Origin of the sequence: Fictibacillus phosphorivorans (assembly GCF_007673525.1) — a bacterium.
Classification (GTDB): domain Bacteria; phylum Bacillota; class Bacilli; order Bacillales; family Fictibacillaceae; genus Fictibacillus; species Fictibacillus phosphorivorans_C.
This window is the reverse complement of record NZ_VDZU01000001.1, coordinates 3,135,911-3,157,707: the sequence shown is the minus strand read 5'-3', so window position 1 is coordinate 3,157,707 and position 21,797 is coordinate 3,135,911. Positions and strand designations below refer to the sequence as shown.

At 40.2% G+C, this 21,797-nt stretch carries 24 protein-coding genes; 20 read left to right on the top strand and 4 right to left on the bottom strand.

All coding sequences use genetic code 11. The features are described from left to right. Positions 1–9 precede the first annotated feature (9 nt). Positions 10–696 carry a YqcI/YcgG family protein gene (locus FS458_RS15865; protein ID WP_144703720.1) on the top strand — a complete coding sequence of 229 codons (687 nt, stop codon included), beginning with the start codon at positions 10–12 and terminating at the stop codon, positions 694–696. A 17-nt stretch (positions 697–713) separates the two neighbouring features. Here FS458_RS15865 and FS458_RS15860 read toward each other — a convergent pair whose 3' ends face one another. Both FS458_RS15860 and FS458_RS15855 read right to left on the bottom strand, forming a co-directional pair. Next, positions 714–1,262, bottom strand: a complete 549-nt coding sequence (locus FS458_RS15860; RefSeq protein ID WP_144702389.1) for a GNAT family N-acetyltransferase — start codon at positions 1,260–1,262, stop codon at positions 714–716. A gap of 23 nt (positions 1,263–1,285) precedes the next feature. After that, the gene (locus FS458_RS15855) at positions 1,286–2,191 is read right to left on the bottom strand and encodes a hypothetical protein (RefSeq protein ID WP_144702386.1); all 906 of its coding nucleotides are present in this window, start codon (positions 2,189–2,191) and stop codon (positions 1,286–1,288) included. A 116-nt stretch (positions 2,192–2,307) separates the two neighbouring features. Here FS458_RS15855 and FS458_RS15850 point away from each other — a divergent pair, with 116 nt between their 5' ends. From FS458_RS15850 to FS458_RS15815, 8 genes are all read left to right on the top strand, one after another. Further along, a complete protein-coding gene (locus tag FS458_RS15850) occupies positions 2,308–3,150 on the top strand; it encodes a DUF4037 domain-containing protein (RefSeq protein WP_144702383.1) in 843 nt (280 codons plus the stop codon). 248 nt (positions 3,151–3,398) lie between these two features. Further along, positions 3,399–4,175, top strand: coding sequence for an NUDIX domain-containing protein (locus FS458_RS15845; RefSeq protein ID WP_144702381.1), 777 nt, complete (start codon positions 3,399–3,401; stop codon positions 4,173–4,175). Positions 4,176–4,249: 74 nt separating this feature from the next. Then, positions 4,250–4,798 carry a cysteine hydrolase family protein gene (locus tag FS458_RS15840; protein WP_144702378.1) on the top strand — a complete coding sequence of 183 codons (549 nt, stop codon included), beginning with the start codon at positions 4,250–4,252 and terminating at the stop codon, positions 4,796–4,798. 22 nt (positions 4,799–4,820) lie between these two features. Then, the gene (locus tag FS458_RS15835; protein ID WP_144702375.1) at positions 4,821–6,308 is read left to right on the top strand and encodes a nicotinate phosphoribosyltransferase; all 1,488 of its coding nucleotides are present in this window, start codon (positions 4,821–4,823) and stop codon (positions 6,306–6,308) included. Beyond that, positions 6,301–6,918: a nicotinate (nicotinamide) nucleotide adenylyltransferase gene (gene nadD / locus FS458_RS15830; protein ID WP_144702372.1), complete on the top strand. Its 618-nt coding sequence runs from the start codon at positions 6,301–6,303 to the stop codon at positions 6,916–6,918. Before FS458_RS15835 ends, nadD begins: the two co-directional genes overlap by 8 nt. Before the next feature lie 225 nt (positions 6,919–7,143). Next, on the top strand, positions 7,144–8,010 hold the full coding sequence (locus tag FS458_RS15825; RefSeq protein ID WP_144702369.1) for a dimethylarginine dimethylaminohydrolase family protein: 867 nt from the start codon (positions 7,144–7,146) through the stop codon (positions 8,008–8,010). Between the two features lie 24 nt (positions 8,011–8,034). Continuing rightward, complete coding sequence (locus FS458_RS15820) at positions 8,035–8,232, top strand: hypothetical protein (RefSeq protein ID WP_144702366.1); 198 nt, start codon at positions 8,035–8,037, stop codon at positions 8,230–8,232. A gap of 209 nt (positions 8,233–8,441) precedes the next feature. Continuing rightward, positions 8,442–9,581 (top strand): zinc-dependent alcohol dehydrogenase, encoded by a 1,140-nt coding sequence (locus FS458_RS15815; RefSeq protein WP_144702363.1) that lies wholly within the window; start codon positions 8,442–8,444, stop codon positions 9,579–9,581. 43 nt (positions 9,582–9,624) lie between these two features. Here the strand turns inward: FS458_RS15815 and FS458_RS15810 are convergent, their stop codons facing one another. Further along, positions 9,625–10,776 carry a histidine kinase N-terminal domain-containing protein gene (locus tag FS458_RS15810; protein WP_260858703.1) on the bottom strand — a complete coding sequence of 384 codons (1,152 nt, stop codon included), beginning with the start codon at positions 10,774–10,776 and terminating at the stop codon, positions 9,625–9,627. A 311-nt stretch (positions 10,777–11,087) separates the two neighbouring features. On the opposite strand from FS458_RS15810, the gene FS458_RS15805 reads away from it, so the two are divergent. Then, the gene (locus tag FS458_RS15805; protein ID WP_144702357.1) at positions 11,088–11,837 is read left to right on the top strand and encodes an IclR family transcriptional regulator; all 750 of its coding nucleotides are present in this window, start codon (positions 11,088–11,090) and stop codon (positions 11,835–11,837) included. 179 nt (positions 11,838–12,016) lie between these two features. Here the strand turns inward: FS458_RS15805 and FS458_RS15800 are convergent, their stop codons facing one another. Continuing rightward, the gene (locus FS458_RS15800) at positions 12,017–12,505 is read right to left on the bottom strand and encodes a fasciclin domain-containing protein (protein WP_144702354.1); all 489 of its coding nucleotides are present in this window, start codon (positions 12,503–12,505) and stop codon (positions 12,017–12,019) included. A gap of 379 nt (positions 12,506–12,884) precedes the next feature. Here FS458_RS15800 and FS458_RS15795 point away from each other — a divergent pair, with 379 nt between their 5' ends. The 10 genes from FS458_RS15795 to FS458_RS15750 all read left to right on the top strand — a co-directional run bounded on the left by FS458_RS15795 (position 12,885) and on the right by FS458_RS15750 (position 21,674). Next, positions 12,885–14,372, top strand: a complete 1,488-nt coding sequence (locus FS458_RS15795) for a 4-hydroxyphenylacetate 3-hydroxylase family protein (protein WP_144702351.1) — start codon at positions 12,885–12,887, stop codon at positions 14,370–14,372. A gap of 15 nt (positions 14,373–14,387) precedes the next feature. Then, positions 14,388–14,927, top strand: a complete 540-nt coding sequence (gene nbaC / locus FS458_RS15790; protein ID WP_144702348.1) for a 3-hydroxyanthranilate 3,4-dioxygenase — start codon at positions 14,388–14,390, stop codon at positions 14,925–14,927. Continuing rightward, positions 14,915–15,961, top strand: a complete 1,047-nt coding sequence (locus FS458_RS15785; protein ID WP_144702345.1) for an amidohydrolase family protein — start codon at positions 14,915–14,917, stop codon at positions 15,959–15,961. Before nbaC ends, FS458_RS15785 begins: the two co-directional genes overlap by 13 nt. Next, the gene (locus FS458_RS15780; RefSeq protein WP_144702343.1) at positions 15,933–16,403 is read left to right on the top strand and encodes a RidA family protein; all 471 of its coding nucleotides are present in this window, start codon (positions 15,933–15,935) and stop codon (positions 16,401–16,403) included. The genes FS458_RS15785 and FS458_RS15780 overlap by 29 nt, the downstream gene beginning before the upstream one ends. A gap of 3 nt (positions 16,404–16,406) precedes the next feature. Further along, positions 16,407–17,876, top strand: coding sequence for an aldehyde dehydrogenase (locus tag FS458_RS15775; protein WP_144702340.1), 1,470 nt, complete (start codon positions 16,407–16,409; stop codon positions 17,874–17,876). Between the two features lie 71 nt (positions 17,877–17,947). Next, the gene (locus FS458_RS15770) at positions 17,948–18,733 is read left to right on the top strand and encodes a 2-keto-4-pentenoate hydratase (protein ID WP_144702337.1); all 786 of its coding nucleotides are present in this window, start codon (positions 17,948–17,950) and stop codon (positions 18,731–18,733) included. Positions 18,734–18,760: 27 nt separating this feature from the next. After that, complete coding sequence (locus tag FS458_RS15765) at positions 18,761–19,666, top strand: acetaldehyde dehydrogenase (acetylating) (protein WP_144702334.1); 906 nt, start codon at positions 18,761–18,763, stop codon at positions 19,664–19,666. Continuing rightward, complete coding sequence (dmpG, locus tag FS458_RS15760; RefSeq protein ID WP_144702331.1) at positions 19,656–20,699, top strand: 4-hydroxy-2-oxovalerate aldolase; 1,044 nt, start codon at positions 19,656–19,658, stop codon at positions 20,697–20,699. The genes FS458_RS15765 and dmpG overlap by 11 nt, the downstream gene beginning before the upstream one ends. Then, entirely contained in the window at positions 20,683–21,483 is an 801-nt protein-coding gene (locus FS458_RS15755; protein WP_144702328.1) for a 2-keto-4-pentenoate hydratase, read from the top strand. The genes dmpG and FS458_RS15755 overlap by 17 nt, the downstream gene beginning before the upstream one ends. 11 nt (positions 21,484–21,494) lie before the next feature. Next, positions 21,495–21,674 carry a 4-oxalocrotonate tautomerase gene (locus FS458_RS15750; RefSeq protein WP_144702325.1) on the top strand — a complete coding sequence of 60 codons (180 nt, stop codon included), beginning with the start codon at positions 21,495–21,497 and terminating at the stop codon, positions 21,672–21,674. The last annotated feature ends 123 nt before the right edge of the window (positions 21,675–21,797 follow it).

Here is a 21,797-nt window from a genome sequence, read left to right as displayed (position 1 = left end):
AAAGAAGATATGACAAATCCAGAAATAGTGCCAGCGTGGGTGATCGAGGAGTATAAGACTTTCCATGAGACAGTGACGAACAAAACTTTTCCTTGTTATTTTGGAATGGCAGCTGAGAATAAGGGAGAATTACGATATGCATATGTGACGCATGATGACTGGTCGAACCTGCCTGAGGCAATTCGAGAATTTAACAAACTTTTTGATGCACCTAAATTGATTCGTCACGGACTGTTTGTGTTTGTTGAGCCGGAGAAAGAAGAGAAAGACATTCCGTATTACCGCGATTATTTTTGGAAGATGCTTCAGTCATTGCACGAAACAGATAATCAACCTTGGCCAGAACATATACCGAAAGACCCGGACCACCACTTATTCGCTTTTTCATTTGATAATGAGCCTTATTTTGTATTCGGGAACGCACCTGCATACAAACAAAGAAAAACAAGAGATCTTGGTAACAGCTTAGTCCTCGGATTCCAGCCTCGACGAATCTTTGAAGGCTTAGAAGGAACATCTCCAGGCGGAGCGATGTCTCGGGAAAAAGTTCGTGAGCGTGTAGAGAAGTGGGATAATCTTCCGAAGCATCCCAACATCAGTCATTATGGAGACCCAGAGCACCGTGAATGGAAACAGTATTTTATTGGAGACGACGTTGAACCGATAGCGGGAAAATGTCCGTTTCATCATAAATAAAACGTGAAAAAGGACTCTTATTTGAGTCCTTTTTTATCTGTCCATTCGTGCTCTAACATACTGAATAACATAGAGTCACGCCATCTGTCTTTAAGTAGGATAGATTCACGTATTATGCCTTCTAACTTCATGTCTAGTTTCTTCAAAACCTTTTCTGAACCTTTATTTCTAGGATCACAAGTTGCAAAAATGCGATGAAGCTGCAGATCTTCAAAACCAAACTTCAGCAAAAGCTCCCCGGCTTCCGTCGCAAATCCTTTTCCCCAATAATCCGGATGAAGCACATAACCAATCTCACCAACACGATTTGTTAATGAGGTAATCTGTAATTCTCCTGCTCCGATCAACAGGTTTGATTGATTTTCAACGATCGCAAAAGCATACCGTTCACGAGGATTTCTGTTTGCATCATTAATTACTTCATTCACATAGGCTATAGAATCTTTTTCATGATTCGGTCCCCAAGGCTGGTATTGAGAAACGATCTCTTGTGAGGCATATTGGTGAATCGCTTTCCAATCTTCAGGAATCATCTCTCGAAATAGAATTCTTTTTGTATTTAACATCCGATTGATCCCACCGTTCTCTGCTAAACTTTTCTATAAACTTTACATGCAAAGTTAGCCCACGCTTTTTTGAGTTCGTTAATTCTAATTACTTGCCACGGGTTAAACATCGTTTGGCCATGTTTGTTAAAGGCATGTTCTTCACTTAAAAGATAAGCAGCATGTACAACTTGATCTTGCTCATTGAACCATATCCATACATCTCTGGCTTGAACAGAAGAAGTCTCAATGTGATGGTAGTGGTTTTCATCTAACAGTTGGAGAAAGGGTTCAACTTGCATCCAGCACTTTATATCATCGGTTGAAGAACGAATTGCTGAAGCGACAGCCGCAAGACAGTTAGGACCGTTCTCTTCTGAAAAAGTGTCCATGTACGGGTATAATTCTGGGTATCGAGTTTGATAGCTTTCACGTATTTCTGGTTCTAAAGCATATTCCTCAATCCACTCATCTGCGTAGTTCATCAAGATAGTATGTTGAACGTTCTTTGATACTTGATTCCAGTTGCACTTTTGAAGAATTACAATGTCTTGAAAAGAAGCACCTTGTTTTAAGATTTCCAGTTGGTTATCGGTGTCTGGCAAATTTACATTCTTCATTAGACCTTTTAATTCGTCCTCTGTAAAAACAAGACCTCTGTTTAGTGCTTTTTGTTCTGTTATTATCATTTCCTTTTCTAACGTAGATAGAGCTTGAAACTCTTCATTGGACATCACGCATACATATTCAGCTTTTTTGTTAATAGACCATGTAAGAAAAGAGGTTCGAACGTCGAGTGTAAACGCAGTTTGATTCATTTCTGTTATTTTATGAGAAGGAAAATGGTCTGGTTTACTCATAAAATAGAAAAAATCACGATCGGGCACAAAAATTAAACTCCACTTTTCCAATGTTTCTTGAGAGATTGTGTACTTCTTTATAGTTTGCATAGCTACTCCTAATAAACGATGTTAAATATATGATAATCTAATACTATCAATCATTTACATATGTTAGTAGACTTTAAAGAACAAGTTAAGTTAGATGAAAGCGGGAGAGTTAAAAAGTGAATCTAAAAGATATAGCTAGAAAAATGGCAGGTATTTATAAAAAAAATAAAAAAGTGCAGGCTGTATTATTGGCAGGATCTGTTTCAAGAGGCTGGGAAGACAAGCACTCAGATATTGAACTGAATATATTCTGGTCGGAATCTCCAACTGATGAAGATAGAATGTTTCCTATTCACGCGATAGATGGAACAATCATCGATTTTCATCCATATGAAGAGGAAGAATGGGCAGAAAGCTATTTAACCCCCAAAAATATAAAACTTGAGATTAGCAGTTTCTTAACAACTACAGCGAATACGTGGATAAAAGAAGTAGTAATAGATCATGAAGTGGATTACGGCAAACAGTGCATGGCTTCATCTATTTTTTATGGAGTAAGTTTGTACGGAGATCACGTGATTAGTAAACTAAAAAAAGAAGTGGAAGTGTATCCAGATCAATTAGCACAAAACATGATTGAAGAAAATCTAGCTTTATGGAGTAGGTGGAACAACCGTTATGCTTTATTAGATAGGAACGAGTGGATCATGTTGTATGATCTGATGGTGGGTGTACAGAAGAAACTTCTCGGAACACTATTCGGTTTAAATAAATTGTATATTCATCATCCGTCCTTTAAGTGGATGCACAAATACAGCGAGATATTCACAATAAAGCCAGATCATTTAGATGAGCGACTATCCCGGATTCTCATTCAAAATGTTCATGAGAGTATAAAAGAGTTAGAACTGTTGATTCAAGAAGTTTTTAACCTTGTGGAGAAACATTACCCCGACCTTCCATTTTTAGAAGCTTACAGAGAAAAACTGAGCTTTGTTCGGCCGGAAAATAAAGGCTGATTCCAAGTATAAAAAATTCATTATGCATACACAATAGAAATAGCCATCCGGGTGGATTCGTCTTCTCGGGTGGTTTTTATTTTTTTATGGGCACAGAATACCTCATGACAAGCAATAACTTGGAAAGATTATACAACCATGAAATACATCCTTTTAAAAAAATTAAGTTTAACCGTTGACAAAATGAGGTAAATAGAATATAAATAAATTAACAATAAACAACTTGTTAATTAAAAGGAGGGGCACCATTGTCTAATAAGCAAGCATTGAAACAATACGACATCAAAAAATATCGTACACCTGATGGTTACACTTCCGATATTTGCGTCTTTACAATAATCGCAGAAAAAAATGAGGCATATAAACCACCTACGATGGATCTTAAGATTATGTTGATCAAAAGAGCGGCACTTGATTCAGAAGGAAATATGAACATTGAGGCAAACAAGTGGGCGATTCCCGGAGGTTTTGTGCAAGACGATGAAACCGGCTTTCAAGCAGCTCAACGAGAGCTAGAAGAAGAGACAAATATCTCTGGAATTCATATTAAACATTTCGGTGTTTACGACAAACCAGGTCGAGATCCTAGAGGATGGATCATCTCGAACGCACATTATGCGATTGTTCCTGATACGTATCTATCGCTAAGAAAAGCACAAGATGATGCGGCTGATATTGAACTGTTCTCAATAAATGATGTACTGGATCTGGATCTAGCGTTTGATCATAAACAAATCATTGAAGATGCAATCCAAGTAATCACAAACGATCTACTGCAAACGACTGTAGCTAAGAACTTTCTACCTGAGTACTTTACTTATTCTGAACTTCAGGCTGTTTTGAAAACAGTAACAAATGATCCGGCGATACTAAGTGATCAATCATTTTCAAGAAAGATTAAATCTCTTCCTTTTATTCAAGAAGTACAAGGAAAAACAACAACAAGAACGTCAAAGAGAGCAACAAAACTATATACATTCATTGAGATGAATGTTATAAAGCCGATCTATACAGCACGTTACTAACCATATTTTTTTATGTTTTATAATTAACAAATTGTTAATAGTTAGACAAAAAACAATATTAGGAGGCAGTTACGATGAAAAAAGCTTTGATCAATATTGACTACACATTTGATTTTGTGGCAGATGAAGGTGCTCTAACTTGTGGGAAACCAGGTCAGGACATAGAAAGTGAGATCACCTCTGTCACGGAAGACTTTATAAAGAACGGTGATTTTGTTGTTTTTGCCATTGATCAGCATCATACCGATGATAAATTTCATCCGGAGAACGAGCTTTTTCCTCCACACAACATCGAAGGTACACCAGGTCGAGAGCTATATGGCAATTTACAAAAAGTATATGAAACACATAAAACGAAATCAAATGTTTATTGGATGGATAAGACCCGATACAGTGCCTTTGCGGGAACAGATTTACTAATGAAGCTTCGCGAACGTGGAATTACAGAGGTTCACATCGTAGGAGTGTGCACAGACATCTGCTGTCTTCATACAGCTGTCGATGCTTACAATGCCGGACTTAAGATCGTTGTTCATGAAAAAGCAGTAGCGAGCTTCAACCAAGCAGGACATGAGTGGGCATTAGGACATTTTAAGAGCTGTTTGAACGCAAAAGTTATCTAAATCATTCTTGGAGGTAATGGAAATGAAGAATAAATATGCTGATGATAGTTTAGCGCTGCACACTGATCTTTACCAGATTAATATGGCTGAAACATACTGGGAAGACAATATTCATAACAAGAGAGCTGTATTTGAAGTCTTCTTTCGTAAACTTCCTTTCGGGAACGGGTATGCTGTATTTGCTGGATTAGAGAGAATCATAGATTATCTGAAGAATTTCAAGTTTACAACAAGCGATATCGATTACCTTCGGGAGGAACTAGGGTACGAAGAAGATTATTTGGAGTATCTGCAGCAAATAAAATTTACGGGAACTGTTCGCTCTATGGTTGAGGGAGAATTGGTCTTTGCAAACGAACCTATCATACGAATAGAAGCACCATTAGCAGAAGCGCAGCTTATTGAAACGGCTATCTTGAATATTGTGAACTACCAGACACTTATCGCTACAAAAGCATCCCGCATTAAACAAGTGGTTGGGGAAGAACGAGTGATGGAATTTGGAACACGTAGAGCACAAGAGATGGATGCAGCGATATGGGGAACAAGAGCTGCGTTTATAGGTGGTTTTGAAGCGACATCAAATGTAAGAGCAGGAAAACGATTCGGCATACCAGTCGCAGGTACTCACGCACATGCTCTTGTTCAGACGTACCGCGATGAATATACGGCATTTCATAAATATGCCCGACGTCATAAAGACTGTGTGTTTTTAGTAGATACGTATGATACATTGCGATCTGGAGTGCCTACAGCGATTAAGGTTGCTAAAGAGTTAGGAAACAAAATTAATTTTCAGGGAATTCGTTTAGATAGTGGAGATCTCGCTTACCTTTCAAAAGAAGCGAGAAAGATGCTTGACGAGGCAGGATTCACAGATACTAAGATTATTGCTTCGAATGATCTAGATGAGAATACGATCATCAATCTAAAAGCGCAAGGTGCAAAGATCGATTCGTGGGGAATCGGTACAAAATTGATCACAGCTTATGACCAGCCAGCTTTAGGAGCAGTCTACAAACTCGTCTCTATTGAGGACGAACAAGGAGAGATGGTAGACACGATAAAAATTAGTGGGAATCCTGAAAAAGTGACAACTCCTGGTTTGAAAAAAGTTTATCGAATCATCAATACACAGAATAACAAATCTGAAGGTGATTATATTGCACTTGACAATGAAACGCCCGAAGAAGAGCCTCGACTTAAAATGTTTCATCCCGTTCATACGTTTATCAGTAAATTTGTAACGAATTTTAAAGCGAAAGAGCTTCATCAAGATATTTTTGTAGAAGGTAACGTAGTCTATGAAACTCCCACTCTTAAAGAGATACAGCTCTTTGCAAAAGAAAATCTAGAAGTATTATGGGACGAATACAAACGGACGATGCATCCCGAAGAATATCCAGTTGACCTCAGTCAAGAATGCTGGGATAACAAGATGAAGAACATTCAAGACGTGCAAACAAAAGTTATGTTATTAATCGGAGAAGGAGAATCTCACAATGGGTAAGATTGGAATCTATGGATCATCTTTTGACCCTTTAACGAATGTCCATCTATGGACAGCAAGTACCGTTGCACATCGCTGTAAGCTAGATAAAGTGATTTTCCTGCCATGCTCAAGTAAACGAAAAGATAAAACGATGAAAACCTCAGATACTCATCGCTGGGAGATGCTTCAGCTAGCAATCTCAAATAATCATACATTTATAGCTGATGATCATGAAATGCTTCAAGAAGCTTGGGAAGTGTATACGTATTACACAATGGAACATTTTAAAGAAAAATATCCTGATGATGAAGTTTACTTCATTATGGGAGCAGATCTTTTGGTTGATATTGCAGATGGTAAATGGAAGTATGATGAAGAGTTAATTGTGAACAATAAATTTATTGTGATGGCAAGGGACGATATCAATATGGTCAAAACGATTTCTCGCTCGCCCATCCTAAGAAACCACGATGATGGCACAAAATTTCATCTGATTGATAAAGGACTGTCTATGGAAATCAGCAGCACTTATATCCGTGATGAATTTTCTAAGGGTGGCGAGCCAAGGTATCTGCTGCCTGATGCTTGTTATGAATATATAAAAAAACATGAACTTTACTCTTCGTGACGAGTGGAACAATCATAACAACAGCTGACTTAAGAAGGTATTCTGAGAAGTACCTTAGAGTCAGCTGTTTTTTGCATTTTATTAAATATTTTTAAAAGAAGTTAACTTTTAGCTATTTTTGGAAAAAATATAAATAAACTAGTGAAAGATGCAAAAAACGTTTACGGGACTATTGATTTAGGGAAGAGCCTTATAAATACCTTATGAGCGTATGGAGGATTATAGATGGCTACCGTAATAAAAGGAGAATACAAACACGTGAACTGTGATAGTGAGTATGGCACATTAAAGAAAGTGATTGTGTGTGAACCAAGATATATGAAGATCGATGAAATAATCAATGAAACACAGCGCCATTTTGCAAAAGACAACATCAACATGAAACGAGCGATGAAACAGCATCAGCACTTCGTGGACACGATGAAAGCAAACGGTGTAGACGTTTATAAACTTCCTGCGATGGAGAAGTTCCCTGAACAAGTTTTCACGCGTGACATTGGATTTACAATTGGAGAGACGGTATTCGTATCACGTATGGGAAGCAATATACGCGATGGAGAAGAGAAGGTATTACGAAACTGGTTATTAGAACATCAGATTAATCTTTCTTTGATCGAAGGTGACCGAATTGAAGGCGGAGATGTAATCGTTCACGGTGATACCGTCTATATCGGAGTGAGTGGCAGAACATCTGAGGAAACCATTCAAGAACTTCAATCACAGCTTCCTCATATGAAAGTCATTGCCGTCCCATTTGATCCTATTTATCTGCATCTAGATTGTGTTTTTAACATTTTGTCAGAAAAAGATGCTTTAATCTATAAACATGCATTTGAGGATAAAGACTATCAGTTTTTAGCCTCAAAATTTAATGTGATTGAAGTGGAGAAAGAAGAACAATTTACGATGGGTACGAACGTTTTATCTATTGGAAATAAAAAAGTTTTGAGCCTTCCTGTAAATAAAAATGTTAATGCTGCACTTCGTGAAAGAGGATACGAAGTTTTAGAAGTCGATATCTCTGAAATAATAAAATCAGGTGGTTCGTTCCGCTGCTGTTCGATGCCGTTATATCGAGAAGAGATGCATTAAATCGTTCACAAGTAGTCTTTGCCTATGGCAAAGGCTTTTTTTGTTGTTTCCTGTGTTATCGGTGAAAATTACGCTCTTAAAGGTGAAAAACGCATGATCACAGGCGAAAAGATAAGCATTTCAGGTGTTTCTGAGCACTTCTCAGGTGGTCACAGCTTATTTACCGGTGAACGCGTAATAAATATAAAAACACGTACCGTAAAACATATATCAACTGCTTAACACACTTCTTTGATTGATGATTGGAGTGCAAGCTCGTGCCTCACGTTTCGTGAATTATCTTGCACAAAATTCTACATCAACAATCTTTTATACAAGTGCCTTTCTAAAGGACATTCTTTGTAGGTACAAAGCTATAAACTGTCTGTTTTAGACATATTTTTAATCCTGCAGGGTAAAGAGTACTATTCTTTGACCTAGGAGGCTATGTAATGAGAGCAGTGACTTTTCAAGGTACGAAAGATATTCAGGTTAAAAATGTTGAAGATCCTATCATTCAAAACAAAGATGATATTATCGTCCGTATTACTTCAACAGCTATATGTGGTTCAGATCTGCATATCTATCAAGGAGCATTACCTGCGGCAAAAGATTACGTGATCGGACATGAACCTATGGGAATCGTTGAAGATGTTGGGCAGGATGTAACGAGAGTAAAAAAGGGTGATCGTGTAGTGCTTCCTTTTAATATCTCTTGTGGACATTGCTTTTATTGTAATCACGAGATGGAGAGTCAATGTGATCACTCAAACGGAAATCAAGCAGTTGATACAGGAGCGTATTTTGGTTTCACCGAAAGATATGGAAACTATCCAGGTGGCCAAGCTGAACTACTGAGAGTACCCTATGGCAACTTTATGCCCTTTGTTATTCCTGAACATTGCGAACTGGAGGATGAATCTCTTTTATTTATGTCGGATGTATTGCCGACTGCCTATTGGAGCGTTGAGAACTCAGGTATGAAAGAAGGAGATACCGTAGCTGTTCTAGGTTGTGGTCCAGTAGGGTTAATGGCCCAAAAATTTGCTTGGATGAAAGGTGCCAAGCGCGTAATAGCCATTGATAATATTCCGTATCGTTTAAATCATGCAGCGATGAAAAACAAATCAGAAGTGTATAACTTTGATGATTTTGATAACATGGGTGCTCACATAAAAGAAATTACAGGTGGAGGTGCGGATGTTGTCATTGATTGTGTAGGTATGGATGGAAAGAAATCAGTCATTGAAAAAGTGGAACAGAAACTGAAACTACAAGGTGGCACGTTGAGTGCGTTTGAGATAGGACTGAACGCGGTTCGTAAGTTTGGAACCATTCAGCTTACAGGTGTATATGGCTCTATTTACAATATGTTCCCGCTTGGAAATATATTTGAGAGAAATGTTACATTGAAGATGGGACAAGCACCCGTGATTCATAACATGCCAATGCTCTTTGATAAGATCATGAACAATGAGTTTGACCCCACCGAAATTATTACACACCGAGTACCATTAGAAAATGCGGGTGAGGCATATAAGACGTTTAACGATCACGAAGATGAATGTATAAAGGTTGTTCTTAAGCCTTAGTTGCAAGAATTTAAATAAGGAACTTGGATTTCCAAGTTCCTTTCTATATTTCTATTTGTGAGTTTTCTTCCTCAGTCGTTACAGCAGTACTCTGAAGGGGAAGTACGATGGTGAAGGTCGTGATGCTATCATCTGATGAACAGCTGATGGACCCGTTATGCTTTTCAATAATTTTCTTGCACACGAAAAGGCCAATACCCGTGCCTAATTCTTTTGTTGTAAAGAATGGCTCGAAGATCGTACTGATTGTTTCAGGTGGGATAGCTGGGCCGTTATTAGAAATAGTAATATGTACGTTATCATTATCTTCAATCTTGCTAAAAATCATGATTCGGCGATTCTGTCTCATTTGACGCAGTGCATCGATTGAGTTCATGATGAGATTAAGCAGTACTTGTTTCAACTCGTCCTTGTGTGCCCGCAAAGTAATCGTAGGATCAATGCGCGGAATGACCGTAACGTCTGCATCCACTAAACTTGGATACATGAAATCTAGTATATCTGTGAATAAATCTTCTAAAGCAAAATCCTCCGCTTCCCGTTCTTGAACCCCTTTTCTTGAGGCATGAAGAAATTGAGAGATACGAAAGTTCAATTGTGTTAATTCATGACTGATGATATCAATGTATTTCATGTTTGGATTCTCTTGCTGCATGAGTTTTACGAAACCCATTACTGCTGTCAAAGGATTTCTGAACTCATGTACAAAACTAGATGACATCTGTCCTAAAATGGTTAACCGTTCTTTGTGACTTTGGTCGATGAATACTGTTTTTTCCTCAATCTCAATATCCTTCAGCTCCGTATACTTCTTAACGGCATGATATAAAAACTCATCAAAAAGAGAATTGATCGTTTCAATCACAGGCTGCAACTGTTCAATGGATATACCAGAGCCCGTCACGAAACGAACGATCTCACTTCGTCCTAGGTTCACATTGTATACGAATTCACCTATATTGATCTTAGCTTCTAACCGCTGAACAGCGACTTCATGGGCGAGGTGCATAATTTCTTCGGGAGATAGTTTACGTCGTAAGGATTGTTTAACTAGCTCAACCATATGCAAGGCATTCTCTATTACTTTTTCTTTATGTACATCATGATTCGATATCACGATTCTCTGGTGCCAATCATGTAAGTAAGTAGGCAAGTTATCATCCATATATGTAATTAAGCTTTCTGTTATGTCCACCGCTCGCACCTCTTTCAACATTAAAATCATGGAAAGAATAAAATATGAATCAGCTAACGTTTGTTATATAAAAGTATTTATACTACATATAGTAATGGAAATATAGACGAAATGCCATATGCAGTTTACAAATTTTTCATTAAATATTGAAAATGATGTAGGTATTTCGACAGAGAGCAACGAAATCATTCATGATCTCTTATTATTTACTTTTTCGGTAAGGATGAAATACTATCCTTTAAATTTTAAACACAATTCGAAATAAATTTTGTGATTTCATCTACATCAAACCCGATTGAGGAGGAGAAATAGTGATTTCATCTGTTCAAAAAATTTCGAGGATATTAAACTGTTTCACTAAAGATGAACCAGCATTAGGAAACTTGCAGATTGCAGAAAAGTTAAACATGAATGCAAGTACAGTACATCACTTAGTTCGCACACTTTGCTCAGAGGGCATATTGATTCAAGACAGCCAGAAAAAATATAGATTAGGATGGAAACTGCTGGAGTGGAGCAATCATGTGATGTATCAGCAAGATATCAACACGGAAGCACTGCCACTGTGCGAAGGTCTTGTCAGAAGGTTTAACACAACCGTACATATCGGAATGCTGGATCGTGGTGAAGTGCGTTTCGTTCTAAGAGTAGCTTCTTCAAATTCAGTAGCTGTCCCCACTTTTATAGGCGATACAAAACCTGCATATTGTACAAGCACAGGAAAAGTATTGCTAGCTTTTAACCCCTCCATGATTAAGCCGACCATATCAAGGGGATTGCTTCGCCGCGCTCCTAATACCATTACATGTGTTGAAAAATTAAAAAATGAGCTTGATGTTATAAGAACAAATGGTTATGCCATCAGCAACAACGAAAACGAGATGGGGTTGTATGGAATTGCCGCTCCGATCAAATCGTATACCGGACAAATCATAGCTGCTCTTAATATGGTTGGACCCGTATCGTATATGCTAGGGCAAGATACGCCTTCTATGATTCATCATGTCGTAAAAACAGCGGAGTCGATCTCAAAAGAACTCGGTTTTATTAGCGTTTTATGATAGCGCTTACATAAATAGAATGATCTGTCTTTAAAATCAAAGAAGTAAAAAATAAGGCAAGGAAACAGGAGAAAAGCAAAAAAAAACGCAGCGAATCTTCGTTGCGTTTTTTATAATACCTATTGATAAAAAGAGTATTTTGTCCAATGCTCTCTAATCATAAGGACCGGAATCAGTTCTTATGGCAATAACACAGCATCGATTACGTGAATAACACCATTTGATGCCTCAACATCTGGTTTAACAACAGTTGCATTATTCACCTTTACGGGATTAAGTGAGATTATTACTTCTTTACCAGCAAGTGTTTTTACTTTCATTCCGTTCTGAAGATCAGTTGACATTACTTTTCCAGGAACGACATGGTAAAGTAATATATTTTTTAAGTCTTCTCTGTTTAATAACTCTTCTGCTGTAACGTTTAATTCTTTTAGCAGTTTTTCAAACGCTTGATCTGTTGGTGCAAATACCGTATACGGACCAGCACCTTTCAGTGTTTCAACTAATCCCGCTTTTTCAAGTGCAGCAGCAAGAATTTTAAAATCTCCAGCTTCTACCGCTGTATCAACAATATCCTTTTTAGCACCTGTATTTTCTGCTGCTAAAGTAACATTCGAGAATGAAAGTGTCATCATGAAAATCATGAGAAAACTTATAACTTTCTTCATTTTTTTAAATACCCTCCTTTTTCCATTAAGTTTGCTATTAGAAAATGTACCATCGTCCTTTTTCGAATCGTAAGTACAAGGGTAGTATTAATCACCTTAAAGTTTTTATACCAGTCTGTTCATTTGTTTGAGTAACAAAAGCAAGAAAGAAACATTATAATCACGTCTTTGATAAAACCCTAAATACTTATACTTCCACAAAAGAGCGAGCCAATAGCTAATAGCACCCTCTTTCATTCTCAAAATAGCTATGTAATTCAGTAACGGATAAAATTTTCAGATAATTTCATAATGTGAAATTACAGCATTGAGATTTGTAAGCGCTTTCTTATATAGTTGAAACAAATTAATACATCTATTCATAGAGGAGGCATATGGAATGGGAATTAGAACTGGTGCTCAATATATTCAAGCATTGAAATCTCGTTCACCAGAAATTTGGTTAGAGGGCAGGAGAGTAACAGATGTTGTGAACGAACCTGTTTTTAATCAGCCAATACAAGAGATCGCTAAACTGTACGACATGCAGCACGATCCACAATATCAAGATTCCATTACACATATTTGCAAAGAGACGGGTGAGCGTGTAAACAATGCTTTTCTCCATCCGACAACCTATGAAGAATTAATGGCAAGAAGCCAGTTGTTTGAAATCTACGCAAAATCTACTTTTGGACTAATGGGCCGAACTCCTGATTTTCTGAACGTCGTTGTAACGGGCATGGCACACAATGGCTGGTTTCTCGATCAGTACAATACTGAATGGTCTGTCAATATCAAAAACTACTTTAACTACATAAGAGACAATGATCTGTTTCTAACACATGCAATCATCAATCCTCAAAATGACCGCAGCAAAAATTCTCATGGACAAAAAGATATGTTTACACATCTAGGTGCTGTTGAAGAAACGCCTGATGGTTTGATCGTTAGGGGAGCCAAAATGCTCGCTACATTAGCACCCATTACAGATGAAGTCATCATCTACTCGTTCCCAGGCTTCGAGCCTGGAGATGAGCGTTATGCGCTTGCATTTGCGGTGCCAGTGGACACCCCAGGACTTAAGCTCATTTGCCGTGAACCGATGCAGGACGGCAAGCGATCACAGTTTGATCATCCACTTGCTTCAAGATTTGAAGAGATGGATGCATTGCTCGTCTTTAATGACGTACTTGTGCCATGGGATCGTGTGTTTCTTTATAACAATGTTGAAGCAGCTAACCTTCTGTATCCGAAGACAGGCATTGCTCAGCAGCCTGCTCACCAGTCAGGTGTAAGAGGTTATGTGAAACTTGCTTTTGCAACAGAAGTGGCATGTAAACTAGCTGACTCCATTGGGGTAGATGGGTATTTGAACGTACAGAACGATCTCGGTGAACTCGTACAGAATGTGGAAGTGATTCGATCATTATTACGTGTAGCTGAGTATGAGTATGAAACGACTGCGTCTGGTGAAGTTATGCCGAATGCGGCAGCGCTTGAGACCATACGCGGAATGCTTCCTAAAATGTATCCAAGAGCGATCGAGGTCATTCAAATCATCGGTGCTGGAGGGTTGCTTATGTCACCGACTGGGAGTGACTTTAACGCTCCAGAAATCCGAAGTGAGATTGATAAGTACTATTTAGGCCGTGACGGTGTGGACTCTCTTGAACGCGTTAAGCTGTTCAAGCTTGCATGGGATCTGTGCGGTGAAGCTTTCGGGCAGCGGCTTGTGCAATATGAGCGCTATTATACGGGAGATCCGATCCGTAAGAGAGCCATCTTCTATAACGGATATAAAAGAAAAGCACAGTTTGCAATGGTTGATGAAGCACTTTCAGTAACAAATGAATTCGTGAAGGAGCAGCCTAAGCTGGCTAAATAAAAGGAGGCAATAAGGATGAGTACATCAACTTTAAAATCGTTTAACCTATTAAAATGGATCGATGAAAACAAAGACTTGCTCAAGCCCCCAGTTAACAACAAAGTGATCTGGCAGGATTCCGAATTTATCGCCATGATCTTAGGTGGTCCGAACAAAAGACGTGATTTTCACGTGGACCCTTCTGATGAGTTTTTTTATCAGATCAAAGGCAGCTGTTATGTGGAGATCATTAATAAACACGGTAAGCGTGAAGTAGTTGAAGTAAAAGAAGGAGACGTGTTCATGCTGCCGGCACTGGTTCCTCATTCGCCGCATCGTGTGGCTGATTCTTATGGTCTTGTGATCGAGCGTAAACGTGCACAAGGTGAGCTTGAAGACTTCGTTTGGTTCTGTGACCGCTGTGATTCTGAGATGCATCGCGTAACGGTTCAATTGAGTGACATTGAGAAACAAGTAAAAGAAGCAATTCACAGTTTTAATTCCAATGAACGTGTTCGCTTGTGTAAAGATTGCGGTTACCAGATGCCAGAGAACGTGGAGGAATGGAAGTGCTAAGGATTGACTTTCACACACATATCATTCCAGAGTCGTTTCCTGACTTTGCCGAAAAATATAGTGGAGAAAGGTGGCCGGTGTTAAACAGGACGTGTGCTTGCGGCGCAGCCATTATGGTAGGTGGCAAGAACTTTAGAGATGTAACGGACCAAGTATGGGATCCAAAAAAACGGATCGATGACATGGATCGTGAAGGGGTAGACATTCAAGTGCTATCCCCGATCCCTGTAACATTCTCGTACTGGGCGCCGCCAGAACAAGCCGAAGCAATGGCGAAAATCCAGAACGACTTTATTGCTGAAACTGTCAATGAATACCCCGACCGCTTCGCTGGTCTAGGAACGGTTCCAATGCAGGATTCAGAAACAGCGATCCGGGAGATGGATCGCTGTATGAACGAGCTTGGACTTCATGGAATCGAGATCGGAACAAATATAAATGGACAGAATCTCGATCATCCTGACTTTATTCCGTTTTTTGAGATGGCGGAGAAGTGGGAAGTACCGCTCTTTATTCATCCGTGGGAAACGCTCGGAAAAGAGCGTATGCCAAACCATAATTTCATGTACACGATCGGGATGCCGAGTGAAACCGCATTAGCCGCAGCATCCTTAATCTGGAGCGGTATGATGGAGAAATTTCCTAAACTAAAGATTTGTTTTGCGCATGGCGGTGGTTCGTTTCCTTACTTAATTCCCCGTCTTGATCAAGGTTGGCAGGTGTGGCCACATTTGCGTCTGACCACACATCCACCAAGTCATTATGCCAAGCAGTTTTATTTTGATTCGTTAAATTACGATCCGATGAATATCCGTTATATGATGGAGCGATTTGGTTCAGACAAGATCTTTATGGGTTCAGATTATCCGTTTCTGCTGCGTGAAGTGAATCCTGGAAAAGTAATCGATGAAACGCTTGAGCTAACGGATGCACAGCGAAAAGCAATGCTTGGCGGAAACGCTGCTGAATTTTTAGGTCTTGAAAAACGAAAGCGGGGTGCAGCCGTTGCAAGTCATGCAAACACCGGAGGATAAGCTTCAAAGTCTAGGCCATGTACTACCAGAGGTGCGGCCAGCTGTCGGAAACTATGTGGGCTGTGTAAGAGTGGGTAATCTTCTATTTACAGCCGGACAAGGTGTTGATCAGTATCACGGTAAGCTAGGAAAAGATTTATCGGTAGAAGAAGGCTATGCAGCTTCTCGCCAGTCCATGTTAAATCTCTTAGCAGTCGTTCAACACGAGCTTGGGAGTTTAAACAAAGTGAAGAAGGTTGTGAAGCTGTTAGGCTTTGTAAACTGTACAGAGGATTTTACTGATCAGCCAAAAGTCATCAACGGAGCATCAGATCTACTTGTTGCTGTTTTTGGAGAAAGAGGTAAACATGCTAGATCAGCCGTAGGCATGGCCCAGCTACCTGGTGGAACAGCGATTGAGATTGAAATGATCCTTGAGATTGAAGACGAAAAGGGGAATTAGCTTATGAAACCTGAAACCCTGACACAACAAGTAAAGATAATGGATGCAAAACTTTTTATCGATGGAGAATATGTTGATGCTCTCTCTGGAGGTACCTTTGAATCTATTAATCCAGCGACGAATCAAAGATTAGCACTCGTTGCTAACGGCAGTGAGCAGGATGCGAAACGTGCGATACAGTCTGCCAAAAATGCTTATGATAGCGGCGTTTGGAGCAAGATGCCTGTTGAGGATCGGTCTGATATTCTATGCCGAATGGCGGATCTTATCATGAAAAATGTAGATGAACTCGCAATGGTTGAAACCCTCGATGTTGGAAAACCGATTAAAGAGAGCAGAGGGTTCGATATTCCAAGAGCGGCATCCAATTTCCGCTTTTTTGCTGAGATGTCTAAATATATGGTCAGTGAACATTATGACAAGCATAACATCATGTCATATGCCAAATACAGTCCAGCAGGAGTAACAAGTCTTATCATCCCTTGGAATCTACCATTCATGCAGATGACTTGGAAAGCATCTGCGGCTCTTGCTGCAGGAAATACCGTTGTCGTCAAACCTGCCTCATATACACCACTATCTGCTGTCATGTTTGGAGATATCGCTAATGAAGCAGGACTCCCTCCTGGTGTCTTAAACATTATTACAGGGCCGGGAAGTACGATGGGGAGTGCGATGACAACAGATCCTAACGTGCGTCGCATCTCGTTTGTCGGAGAATCACGTACAGGAAAAACGATCATGAAGAACGCTGCTGAAAACTTAATCCCTGTCTCCCTAGAATTAGGTGGGAAATCAGCCAATATCGTTTTTGAAGATGCAGATTTGGATGAAGCGGTAAAAGGTTCAATCGATGCCATCTATCGAAATCAAGGAGAGATCTGTCTTGCTGGATCACGCCTTCTATTACAAGAAAGCATCTATGATCAGTTCATGGATAAGTTTGTGGCAGCTGTAAAACAAATCAAAGTCGGTGATCCGACTCATGAGGACACAGACATGGGGGCACTTGTGTCTAAAAATCATATGGAGACTGTCGAAGCCTACGTAGATATTGGCATAAAAGAAGGCGCAAAGATCGCTTGCGGTGGTAAGCGGATAACAGGTCTTGGAGAAGGAAACTTCTATGAACCTACCGTTTTATATGATGTGAACAACAAATGGCGTGTTGCACAAGAAGAGATCTTTGGACCTGTTCTTGTTGTTATCCCATTCAAAACAGAAGAAGAGGCGGTTTCTATCGCGAATGATTCCCAATATGGTTTAGCTGGCGTAGTGTGGACAAATGATATTCGTCGGGCACAGCGTGTTTCAGCTGCTGTTGATTCGGGTCTGCTCTGGATCAACTGTTGGTACATAAGAGATCTGCGAACACCTTTTGGTGGTTCAAAAGCGAGCGGAATTGGCCGTGAGGGTGGAAGGCACAGCTTTGAATTTTATTCAGAAGCGAAGACGATCACGATGAAACTATAGATTCTGTATTGAAAACGTGATTGGATGACAGTCGCGTTTTGCTCTTTGATGAAAGAAGGGAGGAAACATACATGCAACAACAGATCATTTCTAAATTAACGACAGAACTGTTAGAAGCAGAAGAAAAATTAATACCGGTTGAACCTCTTTCTACACGTTTTCCTGAACTCTCGGTCAAAGACTCTTATCATATTCAACTGCAATGGGTGGAAAGGAAACTTGAAGAAGGACGAGTGATCATCGGAAAAAAAGTAGGATTAACGAGTAAAGCGATGCAGAATATGCTTGGAGTCGACGAACCGGATTATGGTCATCTGCTCGATCGCATGAAGGTTTCTACAGGTACCGTTCTGTCTAGAAAAGATTTCATAAAGCCAAAAGTTGAAGCAGAGATTGGCTTTATCTTAAAAGATGATTTGCAAGGTCCAAACGTTACGTATATAGACGTGTTGATGGCGACTGAGGCTCTCGTGCCCACATTAGAGATCATAGATAGCAGGATAGAAGATTGGAAGATAAAGTTAGTAGATACGGTTGCAGATAACGGTTCATCAGCTAGAGCAGTTGTGGGTAAACCTTTTTATGAAATTGATCAGATCGACCTTAGGATGCTAAGTATGACGATGTTAAAGAACGGTGAGATCAGAGCAACAGGGGCTGGAGCTGCTGCACTCGGTCATCCGGCACATGCTGTTGCTTGGCTCGCTAACAAACTAGCAGACTATGACATGTCATTAAAAGCAGGTGAGTTGATCCTGCCAGGAGCTCTATCAAGTGCGATCGATTTAGAGTCAGGCGATGAAGTGACTGCCACATTTGGAAAGTTAGGCTCTGTAAGCATCTCGTTTTGTGAATAAAATCCAGCATAGAAAGGATCAGCCATAGTGAAAAAAATAAAGGCGGCGATTATTGGTTCTGGCAATATTGGTACAGACTTGATGTACAAACTGCAAAGAAGCGATGATCTTGAACTTACAGCGATGTTCGGAATTGATATGGAATCGGATGGGTTAAGGCGTGCGAACTCTGTTGGATACCGAGTGTTTACAAATGGCATTGATGACTTTATAGAAAGACCAGATTTAGCGGACATTGTGTTTGATGCAACTTCAGCTAAAGCTCATCTTCGTCACGCACAACTTTTAAAAGATATGGGAAAGACTGTGATAGATCTTACTCCTGCGGCGATTGGCCCCTTCGTATGTCCTCCTGTTAATTTTAGTGAACATATAGACTCACAGAACATTAATATGATCACATGCGGCGGACAAGCAACGATTCCCATTATCCATGCGATTAATTCTGTGGCAGATGTTTCTTATGGTGAGATCGCTGCAACGATCTCATCATCAAGTGCAGGACCAGGAACACGTGCAAATATCGATGAATTCACACTAACTACGAGGCGTGGAATTGAGGAAGTCGGTGGAGCCGATAGAGGAAAAGCAATCATCATCTTAAATCCAGCAGATCCTCCTATTCTCATGAGGTCGACCATGTATTGTGAAGTCAAAGAGATGGACGAAGCTAGAATACGAACAGCCATCCTTGACATGGAAAACAGCGTTAAAAGCTATGTACCTGGATATAGGTTGAAGAATGAACCTCTTTTCGATGGTGATCGGGTAACGGTTTTTGTTGAAGTTGAAGGAGCTGGCGATTACTTTCCGAGCTATGCAGGAAATTTAGACATCATGACCTCAGCAGCAAAACAAGCTGGCGAAATGGTCGCGAAGCGTTTGCTTGGCAAGTTCAACAAGGATAAGGCGGTGACAGCCAATGATGCGTAATAGCTCGCTGCCTCTAAAAATTACGGAAGTCTGTCTGCGTGATGGGAGTCACGTCATGTCGCATCAGTTCACAGAAAAACAAGTGTACGATGCTGCAAAGTCACTCGATGAAGCAGGTATGCATTACATCGAGGTCAGCCACGGTGATGGATTAGGCGGATCGACCTTACAGTACGGAAGGTCACTTGTGGATGAGATGAAGTTAATAGAGACAGCGGCTGGAGTGTGTAAAAATGCACAAGTTGCCGTCCTTTTGATTCCAGGAATTGGAACCGTACATGAATTGAAGAAAGCGCATGAGTTGGGAGCAAATCTTGTTCGTGTCGCAACCCATGTAACAGAAGCGGATGTGTCAGCGCAACATATTCATATGGCTCGTGAACTTGGAATGGAAGTATTCGGGTTCTTAATGATGGCACATTCCGCTCCTGTTGAAAAGCTTGTTGAACAAGCAAAGTTGATGGAGTCCTATGGCGCGCAAGGTGTTTATGTAACCGATTCTGCAGGAGCACTTCTGCCATTTGAAGTGAAAGATAGAATCTCAGCATTACGTGAATCACTAAATATTGAGATCGGTTTTCATGCACACAATAATCTATCAGTAGCTGTTGCAAATACACTCGTAGCCATTGAAGAAGGAGCGACTAGAATCGATGGGAGCGTCCGCTGTTTAGGAGCTGGTGCTGGTAATACACAGACCGAGGTTCTGATCGCAGTTCTTGAACGAATGGGAGTGGATACAGGTATTGATCTCTATAAAATGATGGATCTAGCAGAAGATGTGATCGGACCGATGCTGCCAGGTGCGCAGGAAATTCGTAAAGGAAGTTTAGCTATGGGGTATGCAGGGGTTTATTCTAGCTTTCTTTTACATGCAGAACGTGCGGGTAAACGCTTTGGTGTTGATTCGAGAGATATTTTAATAGAACTTGGGAAACGAAAAGCGGTAGGTGGTCAAGAGGATCTGATCTTAGAAGTGGCAGCTGGCTTAGCAAAGCAAACTGGAGGTGTAGGAGATGACGGTTACAAATAGGACGAACGTGGAATTGGTTGATTATCTGTTAAAAGCGGAAAGTGACGTGACGGAAGTGGTCAAGATTACAGACCAATTTCCTGAACTATCAATTGAAGAAGCGTACGATCTGCAAAAAGCACTTATTGAAAGGCGCATGGAGAAGACACAGACAAAACGTCTAGGAATTAAGCTTGGACTGACGAGTAAAGCGAAGCAAGAGATGATGGGCGTGCATGAAGCCATTTACGGATATCTTTTGAGTGATATGCTCGCATTCGAGTGGGAACCCTTACAGCAACACCGTCTCATTCATCCAAAAGCTGAACCAGAGATCGCTTTTATCATGGGTGAAGATTTAATGGGAAGTGATGTGACAGCATCAGATGTCATGCGTGCAGCAAAGTATGTGGTAGCTGCGATTGAAGTGATCGACAGCCGTTACAAGGACTTTCGTTTTACACTTCCGGATGTTGTAGCAGACAATTGCTCATCCGCTAAATTGATTTTAGGCAGCAAGCTCGCTCGCCCAGAAGAACTTGATCTGGCGAATATCGGAATGGTGATGAGTAAGAACGGAGAGATGATGACCACTGGTGCGGGATCTGCTGTTCTTGGTCATCCTGCTGAAGCGGTAGCATGGGCTGTTCAAAAGCTTGCCGAGCGTGGTGAAGGTTTATTAAAAGGAGATATCGTTTTGAGTGGGGCATTATCTGAAGCAATCGCTTTTGATATGGATGACACGATCGTCGCACAGTTCGATGGTCTGGGATCTGTAACACTATCATCGAGATATGTGAAATAGGTGTAACGGTCATGCCGATCATTCATGTACAAGTGATAGAAGGACGAACAGATGAACAGCTGAGCAAACTGATGGAACGGTTAACATTGGCGGCGGCTGAATCATTGGATGTGAAAAAAGAACAAGTTCGTGTGCTGATCCAAGAGATTCCCAATAAGCATTGGGGAGTTGGCGGAAAACCAAAATTTTAAGAGCTAGAGATGAGACCCTTTGTCGAGCAAAGGGTTTCTTTTTTTGGATGCGAGTGGATTGTGAGCGATTCTTGAGATTTGTGAGCGATTCTCGAGGTTTGTGAGCGATTCTCGAGGTTTGTG